Consider the following 18,878-nt stretch of genomic DNA (forward strand, 5'->3'; position numbering starts at 1 on the left):
GCGGATTTCCGGCCGCTCGGGGCTCCGCTCCCGCTCGACCGTCCACGCCGCACACTCTTGATTGTTGACATCTGTCAACACCCCGGTAAGACCGGACCGGTGGGCGAACCGCTCTCGCCTCCCCGGGTCGGCCGGCTCGACGTCCTCGTGGTGATGGGCGAGGGCGGGACGGCTGTGGCGCGCGGGGCCGTGGCGGCGGCCGAAGCGCTGGTGCCGGGCCTGCGGGTGCGGCGGCTCGACGGCGGCTCGTCGAGACGGCCGAGATCGACCTCTGGCTGTCCGGGCGCCCTCGGTTCGGGTAGGGCTCGCGGAGGTGGGTGGCGGCGGCTTCGGCTTCGGCCTCCTGGCCGGCCTTCGCGACGGCGCCGGCCGCGACGTAGCGCTGCGCGCGGGCGCGGCCGACCTCGCGGATCCAGCCGAGGCGCTTCAGCTCGTGCAGGTCGCGCACCGCCTGGTCCCGGGTCAGGTCCTCGTCGCGCTGATAGGTGGCACGGCGCAGGTCGTCCTTTGTCGCGGCGTAGAGGGCCGAGACCATCCGCTCGTCCAGGCCGCGCTCCTCGACCAGTTCGGCGAGGGCACGCCGCAGTCGGCCGACCGAGTCGAATCGCTTCTGGACCGTCTGGGCCTGCAGGTGGTGGGCGCGCAGGCAGAACCGCACCCAGGAGCGGGCGGAGCGCTCCGGGGTGTAGGAGGTGCGGACGCCGCGCAGCGCCGCGTAGTACTCGAGGGTGTTCAGATCCGAGGAGCCGAGCCATTCCTCGATACTGGAGAACTCGGGCGCGAGGATGCGTTCGCGCGCCAGCACGAGGGTGTGCACGCACCGCGACATCCGGCCGTTGCCGTCGCGCCACGGGTGGATGCTGACCAGGTTCAGGTGCGCCATCGCCGCCCGGACCAGCGCCGGGGTGTCGAGGTCGCCCGTGTTGAGCCAGTCGCACAGCTCCATCATCAGGGCGGGGACCTCTTCCGGCTCCGGCCCGGTGTACACCGGCGGCCGGTTGGCGCCTCCGGTGACCCAGATCCTGCCGCCGCGGTACGCACCGGGGCTCGCTCCGGAGTCCGCGTGCACCATCATGAAGTGCAGCGCCGAGAGCAGCATGGGGTGGTAGCTGAACTCGGCGAAGTCCGCGGCGTGCTGCACGTAGGTGAGCGCGTTCTGGTAGCCCGCGACCGCCGCCCTCGTCTCGGGCGACGGGTGGTCGGGCATCTCCTCCCGGCGACCAGCGCCTCGGCGTCGAGCCGGCTGATCGTGTAGCCCTCGATGCTGTTCGATCCCTGGATCGCTCCGGCCACCAGGCTGCGGCGCAGCTGCCCGAGCCAGCGGCACGGCGAGGCCAACCTGGTGGCGGAGCGCGGTCCGCGCCTCCTCGACCTCCGCGAGCACCCGCAGGTCGTCGGCGCCTTGTCCGCTACGCCCCCCGCAGCACCGCGCCGGTGCGTTCGGTGGCGGCGGTGACGGCGGCGTCGCGGGCGGTGGTGATCTCATCGGTGGTGAGGGTGCGGTCGGGGGCGCGGAAGCGCAGGGCGTAGGCGAGGGACTTGCGGTCGGCGCCGATCTGGTCGCCCTGGTAGACGTCGAAGAGCCGGAGGGATTCCAGTAGTTCGCCGGCGCCGGCGCGCAGGGCGTCCTGGACGTCCTGGGCGGGGGTGGCGGCGGGGACGACCAGGGCGACGTCCTGGTAGGCGGCGGGGAAGGTCGAGACGCCGGGGGCGGTCGGCTCCTGGGCCAGGCGCTCGACCGGGTCCAGGTCGATCTCCATCGCGGCCGTGCGCTCGGGCAGGCCGTAGGCGGCCACGACGCGCGGGTGCAGTTCGCCGGCGTGGCCGATGAGGATCCGTTCGCCGTCGGGGGCGGTCAGGTGCAGGGCCGCGCAGCGGCCGGGGTGCCAGGGGGCGTGCCGGGCCGCCTCGGCGGTGAGCTCCAGGCCCGCCTCACGGACCACGGTGCGGGCGGCCTCGATGGCGTCGGCCCAGCCGGCGGGCTGGGCGGGGCCCCACCAGCCGGCCGGCTCGCGCTGGCCGGACAGGGCGACGGCCACCCGGCGCGGCTGCTCGGGGATCGACGCCGCCAGTTCGGCCAGCTCCTCGGGGCTGGGGCCGCGGTCGACCGACAGGCGCGGCGGCGGGGCGAAGCCGCCCTCCCCGCGCAGGTAGACCAGGCCGGTCTCGTACAGGGCGGCGTCGGGGAAGCCGCGGCCGGCGTTGCGGGCCAGGGCGTCGAGCAGCCCCGGCAGCAGGGTGGTGCGCAGCAGCGGGGTGTCGTCGCTGAACGGGTTGACCAGCCGCAGGGTGCGGCGGCGCGGGTCGTCGTCGGGCAGCCGGAGGTCGTCGTAGGCGCGGGCGGCGGTGAACGGGAAGTTCAGCACCTCGGTGTAGCCGTCGGCGGCCAGCGCCCGGCCGACGCGGCGGCGCAGCCGCTGCGCACGGGTCAGGCCGTGGCCGGCCGGCGCCTGCGGGGCGCGCGCCGGGATGGACTCGTAGCCCTCCAGCCGGATGACCTCCTCGGCGAGGTCGTTGGGCTCGGTGAGGTCGGGCCGCCAGGTGGGCGGCTCGACGGTGACGGTGTCGGTGCCGGTCTCCACCGTGTAGGGCTCGGACAGGTCCAGCACGCGGCCGCCGGCCCGCACGGTGGCGCCGATGTCGCGCAGCGCCTCCAGCACGGCGCCGTGCGGGTAGTCGATGCCCGCCACCTTGCCCGGGTGGTCCAGGCGCAGCTCGATGGCCGGCGCGGGCCGCTCCCGGCGCACGTGGGTGACGCCGGGGTCGATCCGGGCGCCGCCCAGCTCGGCCAGCAGCTCTACCGCGCGGGTGGCGGCGGCGAGCTGCAGGGCGGAGTCGACGCCGCGCTCGAAGCGGCGCGACGCCTCCGAGTTGAGGCGGTGGCGGCGCGCGGTGCGGGCGATGTGGGTCTCGGCGAAGTGCGCCGCCTCGATCAGGATGTCGGTGGAGGTGTCGCCGATCTCGGTGGTCAGGCCGCCCATCACGCCGGCGATGTTGATGGGCCCGGAGTCGTCGGTGATCAGGATGTCGTCGGGGTCCAGCCGCCGTTCGACGTGGTCCAGGGTCTCCAGCCGCTCGCCCTCGCGGGCGAGGCGGACCACCAGCGGGCCGCGCAGGGTGGTGCGGTCCCAGGCGTGCAGCGGCTGGCCGAGTTCGAGCATCACGTAGTTGGTGATGTCGACGGCCAGCGAGATGGAGCGCATGCCCGCCAGCTCCAGCCGCCGCCGCATCCACACCGGGGTGGGCGCGGCCGGGTCGAAGCCGGTGACGCCGCGCAGCACGTAGCGGTGGCAGATGCCCTCGCCCTCGACCGCGGCCGGCCAGGAGCCCTCGGCGGTGTCGGGCGCTTCGATGGCGGCGGGGTCGCGGAACGGCAGGCCGTAGGCGGTGGCCGCCTCCCGCGCCACACCGCGGATGCTCAGCGCGTAGCCGCGGTCGGGGGTGACGGCGATGTCCAGCACGTGGTCGTCCAGGCCGAGCAGGGGGACGGCGTCGTCGCCGGGCTGGGCCGGGGTGCCCTGCGGCAGCACCAGGATGCCGGAGTGGTCCTCGCCCATGCCCAGTTCGGCGACCGAGCAGATCATGCCCTCCGACATCTTGCCGTAGGTCTTGCGGGCGCCGATGGCGAAGCCGCCGGGCAGCACGGTGCCGGGCAGCGCGACGACGACGCGGTCGCCGGCCTCGAAGTTGGCCGCGCCGCAGATGATGTTCTGCGGCTCGCCGCTGCCGTTGGCCTTGCCGACGTCGACCCGACAGTACCGGATCGGCTTCTTGAAGCCCTCCAGCACCTCGAAGGCCAGCACCTCGCCGACGACCAGCGGCCCGCTGAGCCCGGCGCCGGACTCCTCGACCGTCTCGACCTCCAGCCCGGCGGCGACCAGCTTGGCCGCCAGCTCGCGCGCGGGCACCTCGGCGGGCAGGTCGACGTACTCCCGCAGCCAGGAAAGGGGGACGCGCATCAGATCTCCATCCCGAACGCCGAGGCGAAGCGGACGTCGCCCTCGACGATGTCGTGCATGTCCTGGGCGCCGTGCGCGAACATGAGGGTTCGCTCGACGCCGATGCCGAAGGCCCAGCCGCTGTAGGTGTCGGTGTCGACTCCGCAGGCGCGCAGCACCCGCGGGTTGATCACCCCGCAGCCGCCGATCTCGATCCAGCCCTCCGAGCCGCAGGTGCGGCAGGGGCGGTCGGGCCGGCCGACGGAGGCGCCCCGGCAGACGAAGCACTCCATGTCGACCTCGGCCGAGGGCTCGGTGAACGGGAAGTAGGACGGCCGGAAGCGGGTGCGCAGCCCGCTGCCGAACATCTCCGACACGAAGGCGTCGATGGCGCCGCGCAGGTCGGCCAGGCCCAGGCCCCGGTCCACGGCCATGCCCTCCAGCTGGTGGAAGACCGGGCTGTGGGTGGCGTCCAGCTCGTCGCTGCGGAAGGTGCGGCCGGGCGCGACCACGTACACCGGCAGCTCGCGGCCGAGCAGCGCCCGTGCCTGCACCGGCGAGGTGTGGGTGCGCAGCACCAGCCCGGACTCGCGCGGCTCCGGGGCCGAGGGGTCGGCGACGAAGAAGGTGTCCTGCATGCTGCGGGCGGGGTGGTCGGGCGGCATGTTCAGCGCGTCGAAGTTGAACCACTCCGCCTCGACCTCGGGCCCCTCGGCCACCTCGAAGCCCATCGCGACGAAGATGTCGGCCATCCGCTCGGCGACGGTGGTGATGGGGTGGCGGGCGCCGCGGGGGCGGCGGTCGTAGGGCAGGGTGACGTCGACGGCCTCCTCGACCAGCACGCGCTCGTCGCGCTCGGCCTCCAGGACCTCCTGGCGGGCCTTGAGCGCTTCGGAGATCTCGCGGCGGGCGCCGCCGACGCGCTTGCCGGCCTCGGCCCTGGCGGCCGGCGGCAGGGCGCCGATCTCGCGGTTGGCCAGCGCCAGCGGCGAGCGGTCGCCGGCGTGGGCGAGCCGGGCCGCCTTGAGCTCGTCGAGCGAGCCGGCCGCCGCGATCGCGGCCAGCGCCTCGTCTCGGGCGCGGGCCACCTCGTCGGCGTGCAGCGGGGTGACTTCGACCGGATCGAAGGATGTGTTGGGTGCAGACATGGGATCCTCATCGCCCGGCACGGGCGGAGCAGTCGAATCGATCGGGACGAGCGTAGCGTCACCGCGGTGCGGCGAGGCGGTCGGCGGATCCCCGGCTACCGGGTTCCGGGGTGCGCCGCGCGGCCGCGGAGGCGGGGCGTACGCCACCCGCTGGTCGGAAGGGGCCCACCGGCGCCGGGATTCGCCTCAGGCGAAGTCGGGGGTGCCGGCGGGCAGCATAAATCGGAACTCCGCGCCGCCGCGGGGGCCGCGCCGCACGTCGATGCTGCCGCCGTGCGCCTCGACCAGGCCCTTGACGATGTAGAGGCCCAGGCCGGTGCCGCCGCGCCGCTTGCCGCGCCAGAACTGCCGGAACACGCGCGAGACCAGCTCGGGTGCGATGCCCTCGCCCTCGTCGCTCACCGACACCACGGCTCCCAGCTTGGACTCGCCGGCTTCCTCGCCCGCAAGGGGCCTGATCTCGATGGTGATGGTACCAGCACCGTGCCGGACGGCGTTCTCGACCAGGTTGACCAGGATCTGGTCGACCTTGTCGGGGTCCAGCCACAGCTCCGGCAGCGGCCCGCGCACCTCCAGCCGGAAGCGGTCCTCGGCGTCGCCGACCGCGACCCGCCCGGCGATCACCCGGCGGGCCCGCTCGGCGAGGTCGACCACCTGGCGGTGCAGCTCCAGGCGGCCGGACTGGATGCGCGAGACGTCGAGCAGTTCGGCGATCAGGCGGGTAACCCGGTCGGCGTCGGCGTTGACGGTCTGCAGCATGACCAGCTTCTGGTTCTCGGTGAAGCGGTCCCACTTGGCCAGCAGGGTGGCGGTGAAGCCCTTGACGCTGGTCAGCGGGGAGCGCAGCTCGTGGGCGACCGTGGACACCAGGTCGGCGCGGTTGCGGTCGCGCCGGGCGAGGTGGGCGGCGTCGCGCAGGACGACGACGAGGCGCACCAGCGGGCCGGCGTGCTCGGGCTCGCGGACGTAGCGGGCCGAGACCAGCACCTCGCGGCCGTCGGCCAGCTGCAGCAGCCGCTCGGGCTGGCGGGTGCGGGTGCGCAGGCCGCCGTAGGGGTCGCTGCACTTCCACCAGTCGCGGCCCTCGGCGTCGTGCAGCGGCAGCGCGTCGGCGAAGTGGGCGCCCAGCGCGGACGCGGCCGCGATGCCGGTGAGGCGCTCGGCGGTGCGGTTGAACTGGACGATCCGGCCGTCGGCGTCGGCGATGAGCAGCCCGTCGGGAAGTTCGTCGGCGCGAACCCACTGGCCCTCCGCACGGCCCCCGTCCACAACCGCCTCCCTCGCGCACGCCGCAGTGCTCGGCGATCGCCACACTATCGGTAACCGGGGGTGGTCGGGCAGCCTCACAAACCGGGCCGGATCCTCCGTAGTAGCACGAATATGGACTCGGCGTCGAAAGTACTGATGCCGGGCGGGAGACCGGTGCGCCCGATCCGGGCGCGCCTCAGCGCTGGGCGCGCGCGGAGGCGTACAGGCAGACGGCGGCGGCGGTGGCGAGGTTCAGGCTCTCGGCCGCGCCGTAGATCGGCACCCGCACCACGGCGTCTGCCAGGGAGCGCACCTCCTCGGGCAGCCCCCAGGCCTCGTTGCCGAAGATCCACGCGGTGGGCGCGGCCAGCGCGCCGCCGTCGTCCAGCGCGTGCAGGTCGGCGTCGCCGCCGCCGTCGGCGGCCAGCACCCGCAGCCCGGCGGCGCGCAGCGCCGCGACGGCCTCGGCCGCCGTCGGGCCGACGACCACCGGCAGGTGGAACAGGCTGCCGGCGGAGGCGCGCACGGCCTTGCCGTTGTAGGGGTCGACGGAGGCGTCGGTGAAGACCACCGCGCCGGCCCCGGCCGCGTCGGCGGTGCGCAGCACGGTGCCGGCGTTGCCGGGGTCCCTGACCTGCGCCAGTACCGCGGCCAGCCGGGGGCGGCCGAGGCGGTCGAGCGGCACGTCGAGGAAGTCGCAGACCGCGAGCAGCCCTTGCGGGGAGACGGTCTCGGCCAGTTCGGCCATCACCGACTCGGCCACCCGCTGCGGCGCGGCGCCACCGGCCGCGGCGGCCGCGCACAGCTCGGGGTGGCGCTGCTCGGCCGCCTCGGTGGTGTACAGCTCGCGGACCGTGCCGGGGCGGCGCAGCGCCTCGCGCACCGCCTGCGGCCCCTCGGCCAGGAAGCTCCGCTCGCGCTGCCGGGAGACGCGTCTGGCGAGCCGCCGAACCCGTTTGATCCGCGCGGAGCGGATGCTCGTGAGCTCGTGGCCCGCCATCGCGCGGTCGGGGGTGCTCAGGCCGCCGTCGCCTCGGCCTCGGCCGGCAGGGCGCTCTTGGCGGCCTCCACCAGCGAGGCGAAGGTCGCGGCGTCGTGGACCGCGAGCTCGGCCAGGATGCGGCGGTCGACCTCGATGCCCGCGGCCTTGAGGCCCTGGATGAAGCGGTTGTAGGTCAGCCCGTTGGCGCGGGCGGCCGCGTTGATGCGCTGGATCCACAGGCGGCGGAACTGGCCCTTGCGGTCCTTGCGGTCACGGTACGCGTAGGTCATCGAGTGGAGCATCTGCTCCTTGGCCTTGCGGTACAGCCGCGACCGCTGGCCCCGGTAGCCGCTTGCCCGCTCCAGGACGACCCGGCGCTTCTTCTGGGCGTTGAGTGCCCGCTTCACGCGTGCCACGTCTCACTGCTCCCTCGTGGTCGCCGGCGCGGGGGGTGGGTGCGCCGGTCAAGGTCGAATCGGTCTGCTGGGAAGCGCTACTTGCCGAGCAGCTTCGAGATCTTCTTGGCGTCGGCCGGGGCCAGCTGGACGTCGCCGTCCAGGCGGCGCATCCGGGTGGACGGCTTGTGCTCGTTGTAGTGGGCGCGAGCGGCGCGGCGGCGCATGATCTTGCCGGAGCCGGTCAGCCGGAAGCGCTTCTTGGCACCGCTGTGCGTCTTGTTCTTGGGCATGTCGCCGTCGTCTCCCTCGTTGTGTGCATGCCACACCCCCGGCAGGGGGTGGCAGACGAATCCGCGCTCCCGCGCCCGCGGGGCGGCGCGCGGCCATCGACATACTCCCCACCGGGGGCGGGGCGCCGACGCTGGGGCCGGTCAGCCGTCGACGTTGGCCTGGGCGTCGCGCGCGGCGCGGCCGGCCTTCGCTTCGGCCTTGGCCTCAGCCTTCTTCTTGTGCGGGCCGATCACCATGATCATGTTTCGGCCGTCCTGCTTGGGCTGGGACTCCACCGAGCCCAGGCCCTGCACGTCCTCCGCCAGCTTGCGCAGCAGCCGGAAGCCCAGTTCGGGGCGCGACTGTTCGCGGCCGCGGAACATGATCGTGACCTTGACCTTGTCGCCGGCCTTCAGGAACCGCTCGACATGGCCCTTCTTGGTCTCGTAGTCATGTGAGTCGATCTTCGGGCGAAGCTTGATCTCCTTGATGATCGTGTTCGCCTGGTTCTTGCGCGCCTCACGCGCCTTGACCGCGGACTCGTACTTGTACTTGCCGTAGTCCATCAGCTTGCAGACGGGCGGTCGGGCGGTGGGAGCAACCTCTACCAGATCAAGGTCGGCTTCCTGAGCCAACCGGAGCGCATCGTTGACGGACACGATGCCGACTTGCTCGCCGTTCGGGCCGACGAGTCGGACCTCCGGCACCCGAATGCGCTCGTTGATGCGAGGCTCTACGCTGATGGGACCTCCCCTAGGACTTACCACTTGCTGACCTGGCCGGATCGCGGACCGGGCGCGGTAGCGCCCAATGCCGAAAGCCCCGCCTGCGAAGACGGGGCCACCTGTACTTCCGGTATGGTCGGGACGCTCCCCGTGGGGAGCGCCGATGACGCCTGACGGCGCTTGACTCCTGTGCGGGCGGTGCCGCACGGCCGAACGCCGTCGACCGGAACCCGTCGGCCTGTGTCCGGATGGACGGCGGTCGCTCGGGTGGGAGGTGGGCCTCCGCTTGCGTATCCGGCGCATTTACGCCGGATCGGTCAGATGCCAAGGGTATCAAGGATTTCGACCGCTCGGGTATTCCCGCCGGCCGCGCGGCTCAGGCCGTGTGCGCGGCGAGCGCGGACCGCATCGCCTCCACCGGCGCGGGGGCCAGCCCGGTCATCAGCTCCACCTGCCGCGCCGCCTGGTGCAGCAGCATCGGCAGGCCGTCCACGGCGGTGCCGCCGGCCGCGCGCACCGCCGCGACCAGCGGCGAGGGACGCGGCCCGTACACGACGTCGAAGACCGCGCCGGGGCCGTCGGCGGCGCCCGCCACCACCGGCGCGAAGGGATCGGCCGCGCCCGGCGGCAGCGCCGACATCAGCAGGTCCACGTCGAGCAGCCCGGGCAGGGCGTCCAGCGGGCAGGGCCGCGCCATGACGCCGAGGCGGTCGGCCGCCGCCTCGAGCTGCTCGGTGCGCCGCAGGTCGCGCGCTGCCACGGTGATGCGGGAGGCTCCCAGCTCGACCGCGGCGGCCAGTGAGGACGCGGCCGTCGCCCCGGCGCCCAGCACCAGCGCGGAGCGCACCCGGCGCACGCCGGCCTCGCCGAGCGCCGCGACGATGCCGTGCACGTCGGTGTTGTGGCCGGTGCGGCCGTCGGGGCCGAGCACGACCGTGTTGGCCGCGCCCACGGCGGCGGCCAGGTCGGTGAGCCGGTCCAGCAGCGGCAGCACGGTGCGCTTGAGCGGCATGGTGAGCGAGAGCCCGGCCCAGCGGGCGTCGAGCGAGTCCAGCAGCCCGGGCAGCTCGTCCTCGCGGCACTCCACCGCGGAGTACTCCCAGCCGTCCAGGCCCAGGGCGGTGTAGGCGGCGGTGTGCAGCACCGGAGACAGGGAGTGGGCGACGGGCGCGCCCAGCACGGCGGCGCGCCGCTCGGACGTCATCCGCCCCCCTGCTGGCTCTGCTCGAACTCGTCCACCAGTGCGTTGAACTCCTCTTCCGTCTCGGCGAACTCGGTGATGCCGTTCTCCGGGTCGGTGGCCACGAAGTAGATCCAGTCGCCTTCGGCGGGGCTGAGCGCCGCCTCGATGGCGTCCGCGCCCGGGCTGCCGATCGGCCCCGGCGGCAGGCCGGTGTTGGCGTAGGTGCTGTAGGGCGAGGACGCCGCCTGGTCGAGCTGGTCGTAGGAGGCGGCGATGCCGAAGTCGCCCAGGGCGTACATGACCGTGCTGTCCATCTGCAGCTCCCGCCCGATGTCGAGCCGGTTGTAGATCACCCGCGCGATCTCGTCCATGTCCTCGACCCGGCCGGACTCGGCCTGCACGATCGAGGCGATCGTCATGATCTCATGCGGGCTGTAGCCCAGGGTGGCACTGCGGCCCTCCAGGTCGATCTCGGTGGCGACCTGCTGGTACTGGGCGAGCATCTGGTTGAGCACGCTGGTGGGGTCGGCGTCGGGCTCGACGGCGTAGGTCTGCGGGAACAGGTAGCCCTCCGGCCCGGTCTCGGCGTACTCGGGGAGCTCGAGCGCGTCGGTGTCCTCGGCGGCGGCCTCCCACTCCTCCAGCGGGAACTCGGTGTTCTCGGCCAGCTGGGCGAGGATGGCGTCCAGGCGCAGCCCTTCGACGAGGGTGACCTGGTCGCCGATGCGGTGCTCGGGGTCGAGCAGGGCGGCCAGGGCCGCCTCGGCGCTCATCTGCGGCTGGAGCTCGTAGAAGCCGGGCGCGAGTTCGTTGGCGGCCCCGGCGTCGTCCACCTCGTTGGTGAAGGCGCGGACGCTGGCGACGATGCCGGCCTCGACCAGGCGCTGCCCGATGTCGGCGCCGGTCTCGCCGTCGCTGATCTGGAAGGTGACGGGCTCGCCGGTGCCGGCGCCCTCGAAGTCGGGCGGCTGGAAGTAGGCGGCGAGGTAGCCGTAGCCGAGGTAGCCGCCGCCGCCGATCACCACGGCCAGCACGAGCAGGGCGGCGGCCAGGGCCAGGCCGCTCATGCCCTTGCGGCGGCGACGGCGGCGACGGCGGCGTCTGTCCTGGTGGCGTCGGCTGCGGGAGCCGGTCGAGGAGCGGCCGCCGCCGGTGTCCTCGTCGTCGTCCCGGAAGATGCTGATATCGCTCATGTCTCTGCTTGCGCTCATATGACTACCGGGACAATCTCGCCTGGCGGCTTTCCCGTCAACCTCTCGGTGTCAAGTGCGGCTTGCAGCAGCACCGTCGCCGCCGCCTGGTCGATCACCTGGCGCCGGGCTCTGCCCCGGCCTCTGCCCCGGCCCGCCGAGCCGCGCAGCTCGCGCTCGGCGGTGACGGTGGTCAGCCTCTCGTCGAAGAGCCGCACCTCGGCGCCGCCCTCGCGGGCCAGCCGCCGCGCGAGGGCGGCGGCGAAGTCGCGGGCGGCGCCCGCGGCGGGCCCGGGGCGCCCCGACAGGGAGGTGGGCAGGCCGACCACCACCGCGACGGCGGCGTGCTCGCGGGCCAGCTCGGCCAGCCGGTCCAGGACCCGCCCGGTGTTGGGCACGGTCTCCACCGGGGTGGCGAGCAGGCCGTCCGGGTCGCTGCGAGCGACACCGACCCGGACGCTGCCCACGTCGACGCCCAGCCGGACGCCGCGTCTCACCGGGCGGCCCCCGGCGTGCGGACCGAGGCGGTCACGCGCCGGCCGCCACCCGGTCGGCGACGGTGCGGCGCACCGCGTCGAGCGCGGTGCCGATGGCGCCGGGGTCGGTGCCGCCGCCCTGCGCGACGTCGGGCTTGCCGCCGCCTCCGCCGCCCAGCGCGCGGGCGGCCACGCCGACCAGCTCGCCGGCCTTCAGCTCGCGGCGGCGGCCCGCCTCGTTGACGGCCACCACCACGACGGGCCGGTCCTTGGGCACGCCGGTGATGACGACGGCGGCGGGGCGGTCGGCCGGGATCCTGCCGCGCACGTCGAGTGCGAGCCTGCGGAGGTCGTCGGGGCCGGTGCCGTCGGGCGCGCGGTGCGCGACGAAGGCGGCGCCGCCGATGTCGGCGGCCTCCTCGGCCAGCCGGCCCGCCGCCTGGAGCACCTGCGCCGAGCGCAGCTTCTCCAGTTCGCGCTCTGCGGCGCGCAGCCGGGTGACGATGCCGTCGATGCGCTCGGGCAGTTCCTCGCGGCGCACTTTGAGCTGGTCGGAGAGCTGGCTGACCAGCACGCTCTCGCGGGAGAGGTAGCGGAAGGCGTCCAGGCCGACCAGCGCCTCGACCCGGCGCACGCCCGCGCCGATGGAGGACTCGCCCAGGATCTTGATCAGGCCCAGCTCGCCGGAGTTGTGGACGTGGGTGCCGCCGCACAGCTCGCGGGAGTACTCGCCGATCTCGACCACCCGCACCTCGTCGCCGTACTTCTCGTTAAACATGGCGACGGCGCCCATGGCGCGCGCCTGGTCGATCGAGGTGTGGAAGGCGTTGACCGCGAGGTTCTCCTCCAGGACGGCGTTCACCTCGTCCTCGACGTCGCGCAGTACCGAGACGGGGACCGCGCCCGGCGAGGTGAAGTCGAAGCGGAAGCGGCCCGGGGAGTTCTCCGAGCCGGCCTGCGCGGCCGACTCGCCCAGGGCGCGGCGGACCCCGGCGTGCACCAGGTGGGTGGCGGAGTGCGCGCGGGAGATGGCCTGGCGGCGCTGGAGGTCGATCTCGCTGTAGGCGGTGTCGCCGACGACGGCCTCGCCGCTGACGACCTTGCCCCGGTGCGCGATCAGGCCGGGCACCACCTGCTGGACGTCGTGGACGTCGATCTCGGCGCCGCCGCCGAGCCGGATGGAGCCCTGGTCGGCCAGCTGGCCGCCGCCCTCGGCGTAGAAGGGGGTGCGGTCCAGCATCAGCTCGACCGTGCTGCCGGCTCCGGCCGCGGCGGCCGGGACGCCGTCGACCACCAGGCCGACCACGGTGGCCTCGGCGACGGTGGCGTCGTAGCCGATGAAGGAGCTGGCGCCGGCCGATTCCAGCAGGTCCGTGTAGGCGGAGATGTCGGCGTTGCCGGTCTTCTTGGCGGCGGCGTCGGCCTTGGCGCGCTCGCGCTGCTCAGCCATCAGCCGCCGGAAGCCCTCTTCGTCGACGCTCAGCCCGGCCTCGGCGGCCATCTCCAGGGTGAGGTCGATGGGGAAGCCGTAGGTGTCGTGCAGAGTGAAGGCCTGGGCGCCGGCCAGCTGGGTGCCGCCGGAGCGGCGGGTCTGCTCGACGGCGGTGTCGAACAGGGAGGTGCCGGTGCGCAGGGTGGCCGCGAAGGACGCCTCCTCGGCGTCGATGACGGTGTGGATGCGGCCGGCCTCGGCGATCAGCTCGGGGTACTGCTCGCCCATCACCTCGATGGCGGTGGCGGTGAGCTCGTGCAGGTAGCGCTGGTCGCCGGAGCCGAGCAGCCGCAGGTTGCGCACGGCGCGGCGCAGGATGCGCCGCAGCACGTAGCCGCGGCCCTCGTTGCCGGGCATGACGCCGTCGGCGACCAGCATGGTGCCGCCGCGCAGGTGGTCGGCGACGACGCGCAGCGCGACGTCGGAGCGGTCGTCGCGGCCGTAGGCGACTCCGGTGAGGCGGGCGGCGTGGTCGAGGATGCGGCGGGTGGTGTCGACCTCGTAGATGTTGTCGACGCCCTGCAGGATCGCGGCGATGCGCTCCAGGCCCATGCCGGTGTCGATGTTCTTGGCCGGGAGGTCGCCGACGATCGGGTAGTCCTTCTTGGCGCCGCCCTCGCCCCGGATGTTCTGCATGAACACGAGGTTCCACAGTTCGAGGTAGCGCTCGTCATTGGCCTCGGGGCCGCCCTCGCGGCCGTAGGCGGGGCCGCGGTCGTAGCAGATCTCGGAGGCGGGTCCGCACGGGCCGGGCACGCCCATGGACCAGAAGTTCTCCTCCATGCCCAGGCGCTGGATGCGGTCGGCCGGGACCCCGACCTCGCGGCGCCAGATGTCGGCCGCCTCGTCGTCGTCGAGGTAGACGGTGACCCACAGCTTGGACTCGGGCAGGCCGAAGCCGCCGTCGGCGACGGGGGCGGTGAGCAGCTCCCAGGCGAGCGGGATGGCCCGCTCCTTGAAGTAGTCGCCGAAGGAGAAGTTGCCGAGCATCTGGAAGAAGGTGGCGTGCCTGGTGGTCTTGCCGACCTCGTCGATGTCGGGGGTGCGGATGCACTTCTGGGCGCTGGCGGCGCGCGGGTACTCGGGCCTGCGCTGGCCCAGGAAGTACGGCTTGAACGGGGCCATGCCCGCGTTGATCAGCAGCAGGGTGGGGTCCTCGGCGATGAGGCTGGCCGAGGGGACAACGGTGTGCCCGTTGCGCTCGAAGAAGGTGAGGAAGCGGCGAGCGATTTCTGCCGACTTCATCAGCGGCCGTCCTTGTTGTCGTGGCGGTTGGTCGGATTGGTGCCCTGGTCGGTGGAGGCCCTGACGGGCCCGGTAGCTCGGCGCGGCCGCGCGGCGGCCGCCATGGCCGCCCGCAGTTCGGCCTCGCGGCCCCGGCTGGCGTCGCGGACCTCGGCCGCGAACGCGCGGGCGCCGGCTTCGAGCTCGCTCACGCGGCCCTCGACGCGCTCCGCGATCCCCTCGGGGGTGAACGCGTGGGACGCTCTGCTCAGCTTACGCAGCGCGAACAGGGTGAGGGCCGAGCCGACCAGCATCCAGAACAAGCGCCTGATCATCGGGTCCGCCCCGGGAGCCGGCGCTGCGCGCGCCCGGGCAGGGCGCGGCGGGCCGCCCGGCGGCCGGCGCGCTGCTCGCGGCGGGCGGCGATCGCGGCGCGCACGCCGTGGCCGAGGGCGGCGACCTTGATGAGCGGGTTGGCGATGACCGTGCGGGCGACCCCGGACAGCTGGGAGACGTCCGCCGAGGTGGATTCGAGGTTGGTGGTGATCACGTCGGTCCGGTCGAGCTGGCTGTTCACCCGCGAGAGCGCCGTCTCGGCGTCGTCGAGGAGCGCGGGGGCGCGTTCGGCGAACTCGGCCACGACCTTGGTGGTCTCGTTCACCAGCCGGGTGAGCCGGATCAGCGCGTAGGCGAGGAAGCAGACCAGGATCGCCCAGAACACAGCGACGATCAGGGCCGCTACTTGGCCTCCTGTCAGCATGCGAACTCCGCTGTCGACGGTCGGGGGCGAAGCGGTTACCCAGCCGTAGGGTCACCGAAACGAGGAATGGCACGACGATACCGCCTCCCGGGGTCCGCGGCGCCCGGATATCAGCGCGCGCCGGCGCCCGGGCGCCCCGGGGGCGGCGCGGCCGGGCGCAGGGTGCGGGGGCCGGCGCCGAAGGCGTCCGCGCACAGCTGGACGAAGCGGCCGGCGCCGGGCAGCGCCAGCGCCCAGCCGAGCAGCGCCCAGCCCAGGTGCAGGTGCTCCAGGGCGCGGGCGAGGGCGGCGGTGCCGGTGCGGGTCTCGGGGCCGCAGGTGTAGGTCATCCGGTCGGGGGCGCCGTGCTCCTCGGCGGGCAGCAGCTCCAGCGCGACCGGGCCGCGCACGGCCAGCCAGCGCCCGAGGCCGCGGCACATGGAGCAGGTGCCGGCCAGGTAGAGCCGGGCGGCGGGCCGCCCGGGCCAGGGGCGCCAGGAGGGCAGCCAGGGGCGGACCGCGCGCCGGTAGCGGCGCCAGCCGGGGCCGAAGGCGCGGTCCAGCCGGCCGTTCTCGTGCCAGGCGGCGAGGCCGCCGCAGGCCAGTGCGGCGGCGGTGCCGGCCAGCAGCCGGGGCTCGGCGGCGGCCAGGGCGCACAGCGGGTAGGCCAGGGCCATCGCGAGCTGCATCGGGTTGCGCACGTAGGCGTAGGGGCCGCTGGTGACCAGCCGCACCGGCGGGTCGTAGGGCAGCGGGGTGCCGCCGCCGGTGCGGGCGAACTCGGCGGCGGCCGCCAGGCCGGGCAGCAGCACCAGTGCCAGCAGCTGGACGAGGACGCCGGTGGCAGGGGCGGGCCAGGCGGGTTCGGCTCCCAGCAGGTGCAGGGGCAGGGCCAGCATCAGCGCCCCGGCCAGCAGCGCCTGCGCCGCCGCCCGTGCGCGCGGGCGGCGGCGCTCGGCGGTCCAGCGGGCCAGCAGCACGGCGGGCAGCAGGCAGCCCGCCACCGCCACGGCCTCGCCGGCGAGCCAGTTCGGGCCGAGCACCACCACGGGTTCGGCCAGCGGCATCAGGGCGAGGTCGAGCCAGGCCGCGGCCGCGGCGGTGAGCGCCAGCGGCAGGCCGCGGGCGGCGAGGGCGGGCAGGGCGCCCCACAGCACCGCCCAGCCGATCCACAGGTCGACGGGCAGGCCGCGGGCGAGGGCGCCGTCGGCGGCGAAGTGCCACCAGCCGGCGGCGGGCGCGAGCTGGTTGAGCGCGTAGAGGGAGGCGGCGGTCCACGCGGTGGCGACCACGGCGGCGCCCGTTTCGGCGCCGGGCTCGCTCGCGCGGCCCGATCGGCGGCCCGATCGACGGCGGAGCGCGACCGCGGCGGCCAGGGCGAGCAGCGGGCCGAACAGGGCGAGCCCGCGGATCAGCGCGGGGTCGGCCGGGCTCACCGCCGCACCGGGTGCGCCGGGCCGGCCGCCAGGGCGGCGAACTCCGCGGCCAGGTAGCCGGCGGCCTCCCCGGCGGCGTACCGCTGGATCGGCCCGAAGTACCAGCCGGGGTCGTAGGTGCGCCGGTAGTGCAGGGTCCAGGCCAGTTCGGTGCCGCCGCCCGGGCGGGCGCGCCAGCGGACCTCGGCCCGCTCCAGGTCCAGCCAGCGGGCCAGGGTGGTGTCGGCGGTCACCGTGAACACGGCCCGGCCGCCGTCGGGCCGCGACTCGCTCTCGGTGACGCGCAGCGCCATCGAGCGCGGCTCGGGCTCGGCGCCCGGACCGAGCGAGCGGCGGGGCGTGAAGCGGACCAGCCGCTCGTCGCCGAGGTCCAGGCCGGTCCCCGCGGCGGACAAGGGGCGGGGGAAGCCGAGGGCGAGCAGGCCGCCGGGCGGCTGTTCGTAGGCCGGCTCGGCGGCCAGGGCGGCCGCGACGCGGCCGGGCTCGGCGGCCACCGTGCGGACGGCCGTCGCGGCGTCGTGCTCGGGCCAGGAGGCGAGGGCGCCGCCGCTCGCGGCGCCGTCCAGGCAGGCAAGCGCGAGCACCGGCGCGAGCGCGAGGGTGCTCGGCCCGCCGCGGGCGCGGTCGGCCAGCCAGCCGACCAGCGCGGCGACCCCGAGGAAGAGCGGTGCGGCCACGACCAGGCAGACGACGCCCTCGTCCAGCAGCGGTCCGGCCAGGGCGAGCCCGACCGCGGTGGTGGCGGTCGCGACGCCGGCCGCGCTGCGCGGCCGGGCGGCGAAGACCACCGTGAGCGCGATGGCGGCGGGCAGGCCGACGTAGAAGAGCGCGGTCTCCTCCAGCCGGCCGGCGTGCAGTACGCGGTAGCCGAGCATGGCGGCGAAGAGCGCCGCCAGCACCCCGGCCAGCAGCAGCCGGGACCGCCCGCCGCCCCGCGGCTCCGGTTCGCCCCTGAAGTCGTCCTCGCCCGCCATACCTCCCCCTCACGCCCGGCCGCGCCGCCGGAGTTCGTTGACCGATCGATTTAATCACTTGGTTAAACCGTATGATGAACCGGCAGCGGCCGTCCGCGCAAGGGCGGGCTGGCACGGAGGGAGGCGGCGGTGAAGGCCGGCACGGGCGGGCGCGGCGGGCGGAGCGCCCCCGGCGCGGAGCAGACCAGGGACAGGCTGGTGGAGGCGGCGGGGCTGGTGCTGCGGACCGAGGGCTACACCGGCGCCTCGGCGCGCACGATCGCGCGGGAGGCCGGGGTCAACTCGGCGCTCGTCTTCTACCACTTCGGCGGGGTGGACGCGCTGCTGCTCGCGGCGCTGGACCGCTCCTCGGCGCAGCGGATGGAGCTGCACGAGGCGACGGCCGCGCGGGCGCGCACCCTGGAGGAACTGGTCGAGGCGGCCACCGAGATCTACCGGGCCGACGTCGAGGGCGGCCACATCACCCTGTTCAGCGAGCTGGTCGCCGCGGCCGTGACCCGGCCGGAGCTGCGCGCGGAGATCGCCCGGCGCTCCGAGCCGTGGATCGCCTTCCTGGAGCGGCACCTGGACCGCGTCATCGGCGGCTCGCCGCTGGCGCGGCTGCTGCCGCCGCGCGAGCTGGCCTCGGCCGCGATCACCTTCTACCTGGGCGCGAACCTGTTCACCGTCATCGACGACGACGGGCGGCGCACCGAGGAGCTGCTCGGCCTGGCCGGGCGGCTGGCGCCGCGCGCCCGGCTGCTCACCCTCCGGCTGCCCGGCCGCAACCGGCGCGGCGCCCCGGCGCCGGACGGGGAGGGGGCGCCCTAGCCGGGCCGGGTGGGCTAGGTTGGCCGCGACCGACCGCTCAGCCACGCCACACGACGGGAGGCGCCGATGGCGACCGGCCACGCGTACCGCGCCCAGGACGGCGCCGCGCCGCGCGGGCGGCGCACCCCGATCCGGGCGGCCGGGCCGCTCGCGGCGCTCGCGCTGGCGGCCGCCGGCTGCGGCGGCGCGGGGCCGGCCGAGCCGTCGGCGCCGCCGCCGGAGTCCGCGCGGCCCGCCCCGACCGCCACCGCGGAGGCGGTCGCCTTCGTCGGCCTGGCCGACTACCCGCCCGAGGGGCCGCGGCCGCAGGCCGGCCGCGCCTTCCCCTTCGTCGAGGCGCGCCCCGCCGACGAGGTCCAGCCCGACAACCCCGGACTCGGCGAGGGCTTCTACTCCCCCGGCGAGGACGCCGAGCCGCGCTGGGCGGTGTTCGCGCCCGGCGCCGAGGTGCTGTGCGCCTCCTTCTGCGACCCCGACGAACTCACCATGGACGGCGAAGGGCGGGGCACCGCCCCGGTGCCGGTCGCCGACGCCGAGCGCCACCTCGCCGACGGCGGCGAACTGCTGCTCGACCTCTCCTACGCCGAGGCGGCCGACGGCAGCGTCGTGATCACCCGCGCCGCCGAGGTCTTCCAGCCCTGAGCG

17 protein-coding genes and 1 pseudogene are annotated in these 18,878 nt (G+C 74.9%); 2 read left to right on the forward strand and 16 right to left on the reverse strand.

What is annotated here, in order from left to right; genetic code table 11:
* Nucleotides 1-811: 811 nt before the first annotated feature.
* From CLV72_RS33840 to CLV72_RS23945, 16 genes and pseudogenes are all read right to left on the reverse strand, one after another.
* A pseudogene (locus tag CLV72_RS33840) lies at nucleotides 812-1,486 on the reverse strand (Fic family protein); the annotation flags it as partial.
* A complete protein-coding gene (pheT, locus tag CLV72_RS23875) occupies nucleotides 1,410-3,959 on the reverse strand; it encodes a phenylalanine--tRNA ligase subunit beta (RefSeq protein WP_106250557.1) in 2,550 nt (849 codons plus the stop codon). The gene pheT and the pseudogene CLV72_RS33840, both read right to left, overlap by 77 nt.
* Nucleotides 3,959-5,086, reverse strand: coding sequence for a phenylalanine--tRNA ligase subunit alpha (gene pheS / locus CLV72_RS23880; protein WP_106250559.1), 1,128 nt, complete (start codon nucleotides 5,084-5,086; stop codon nucleotides 3,959-3,961). The genes pheT and pheS overlap by 1 nt, the downstream gene beginning before the upstream one ends.
* Before the next feature lie 186 nt (nucleotides 5,087-5,272).
* Nucleotides 5,273-6,355 carry a sensor histidine kinase gene (locus CLV72_RS23885; protein ID WP_245930409.1) on the reverse strand — a complete coding sequence of 361 codons (1,083 nt, stop codon included), beginning with the start codon at nucleotides 6,353-6,355 and terminating at the stop codon, nucleotides 5,273-5,275.
* 175 nt (nucleotides 6,356-6,530) lie between these two features.
* On the reverse strand, nucleotides 6,531-7,334 hold the full coding sequence (locus CLV72_RS23890) for a TrmH family RNA methyltransferase (RefSeq protein WP_106250563.1): 804 nt from the start codon (nucleotides 7,332-7,334) through the stop codon (nucleotides 6,531-6,533).
* Nucleotides 7,335-7,351: 17 nt separating this feature from the next.
* Nucleotides 7,352-7,732, reverse strand: coding sequence for a 50S ribosomal protein L20 (gene rplT / locus CLV72_RS23895; RefSeq protein WP_106250566.1), 381 nt, complete (start codon nucleotides 7,730-7,732; stop codon nucleotides 7,352-7,354).
* 77 nt (nucleotides 7,733-7,809) lie between these two features.
* The gene (rpmI, locus tag CLV72_RS23900) at nucleotides 7,810-8,004 is read right to left on the reverse strand and encodes a 50S ribosomal protein L35 (RefSeq protein ID WP_106250568.1); all 195 of its coding nucleotides are present in this window, start codon (nucleotides 8,002-8,004) and stop codon (nucleotides 7,810-7,812) included.
* A gap of 141 nt (nucleotides 8,005-8,145) precedes the next feature.
* Nucleotides 8,146-8,751, reverse strand: coding sequence for a translation initiation factor IF-3 (gene infC / locus CLV72_RS23905; protein ID WP_106250571.1), 606 nt, complete (start codon nucleotides 8,749-8,751; stop codon nucleotides 8,146-8,148).
* Between the two features lie 334 nt (nucleotides 8,752-9,085).
* Nucleotides 9,086-9,913, reverse strand: a complete 828-nt coding sequence (locus CLV72_RS23910) for a shikimate dehydrogenase (RefSeq protein WP_106250574.1) — start codon at nucleotides 9,911-9,913, stop codon at nucleotides 9,086-9,088.
* Nucleotides 9,910-11,085 carry an endolytic transglycosylase MltG gene (gene mltG, locus CLV72_RS23915; RefSeq protein ID WP_106250575.1) on the reverse strand — a complete coding sequence of 392 codons (1,176 nt, stop codon included), beginning with the start codon at nucleotides 11,083-11,085 and terminating at the stop codon, nucleotides 9,910-9,912. Before mltG ends, CLV72_RS23910 begins: the two co-directional genes overlap by 4 nt.
* Nucleotides 11,086-11,099: 14 nt before the next feature.
* On the reverse strand, nucleotides 11,100-11,579 hold the full coding sequence (gene ruvX, locus CLV72_RS23920; protein ID WP_106250577.1) for a Holliday junction resolvase RuvX: 480 nt from the start codon (nucleotides 11,577-11,579) through the stop codon (nucleotides 11,100-11,102).
* Between the two features lie 31 nt (nucleotides 11,580-11,610).
* Nucleotides 11,611-14,295 carry an alanine--tRNA ligase gene (gene alaS / locus CLV72_RS23925; RefSeq protein WP_106250579.1) on the reverse strand — a complete coding sequence of 895 codons (2,685 nt, stop codon included), beginning with the start codon at nucleotides 14,293-14,295 and terminating at the stop codon, nucleotides 11,611-11,613.
* Nucleotides 14,295-14,609, reverse strand: coding sequence for a DUF6167 family protein (locus CLV72_RS23930; protein WP_106250582.1), 315 nt, complete (start codon nucleotides 14,607-14,609; stop codon nucleotides 14,295-14,297). The genes alaS and CLV72_RS23930 overlap by 1 nt, the downstream gene beginning before the upstream one ends.
* Nucleotides 14,606-15,034, reverse strand: coding sequence for a DUF948 domain-containing protein (locus CLV72_RS23935; RefSeq protein WP_106250584.1), 429 nt, complete (start codon nucleotides 15,032-15,034; stop codon nucleotides 14,606-14,608). The genes CLV72_RS23930 and CLV72_RS23935 overlap by 4 nt, the downstream gene beginning before the upstream one ends.
* Before the next feature lie 110 nt (nucleotides 15,035-15,144).
* On the reverse strand, nucleotides 15,145-16,449 hold the full coding sequence (locus tag CLV72_RS23940; RefSeq protein WP_106250587.1) for a methyltransferase family protein: 1,305 nt from the start codon (nucleotides 16,447-16,449) through the stop codon (nucleotides 15,145-15,147).
* Entirely contained in the window at nucleotides 16,446-17,423 is a 978-nt protein-coding gene (locus CLV72_RS23945) for a hypothetical protein (RefSeq protein ID WP_106250590.1), read from the reverse strand. Before CLV72_RS23945 ends, CLV72_RS23940 begins: the two co-directional genes overlap by 4 nt.
* A gap of 129 nt (nucleotides 17,424-17,552) precedes the next feature.
* Between CLV72_RS23945 and CLV72_RS23950 the strand changes: the two genes are divergently transcribed.
* A complete protein-coding gene (locus CLV72_RS23950) occupies nucleotides 17,553-18,233 on the forward strand; it encodes a TetR/AcrR family transcriptional regulator (RefSeq protein ID WP_106250593.1) in 681 nt (226 codons plus the stop codon).
* 66 nt (nucleotides 18,234-18,299) lie between these two features.
* The gene (locus tag CLV72_RS23955) at nucleotides 18,300-18,875 is read left to right on the forward strand and encodes a hypothetical protein (protein WP_106250595.1); all 576 of its coding nucleotides are present in this window, start codon (nucleotides 18,300-18,302) and stop codon (nucleotides 18,873-18,875) included.
* Nucleotides 18,876-18,878: the final 3 nt, after the last annotated feature.

This window comes from Allonocardiopsis opalescens (assembly GCF_003002095.1).
GTDB lineage: Bacteria > Actinomycetota > Actinomycetes > Streptosporangiales > Streptosporangiaceae > Allonocardiopsis > Allonocardiopsis opalescens.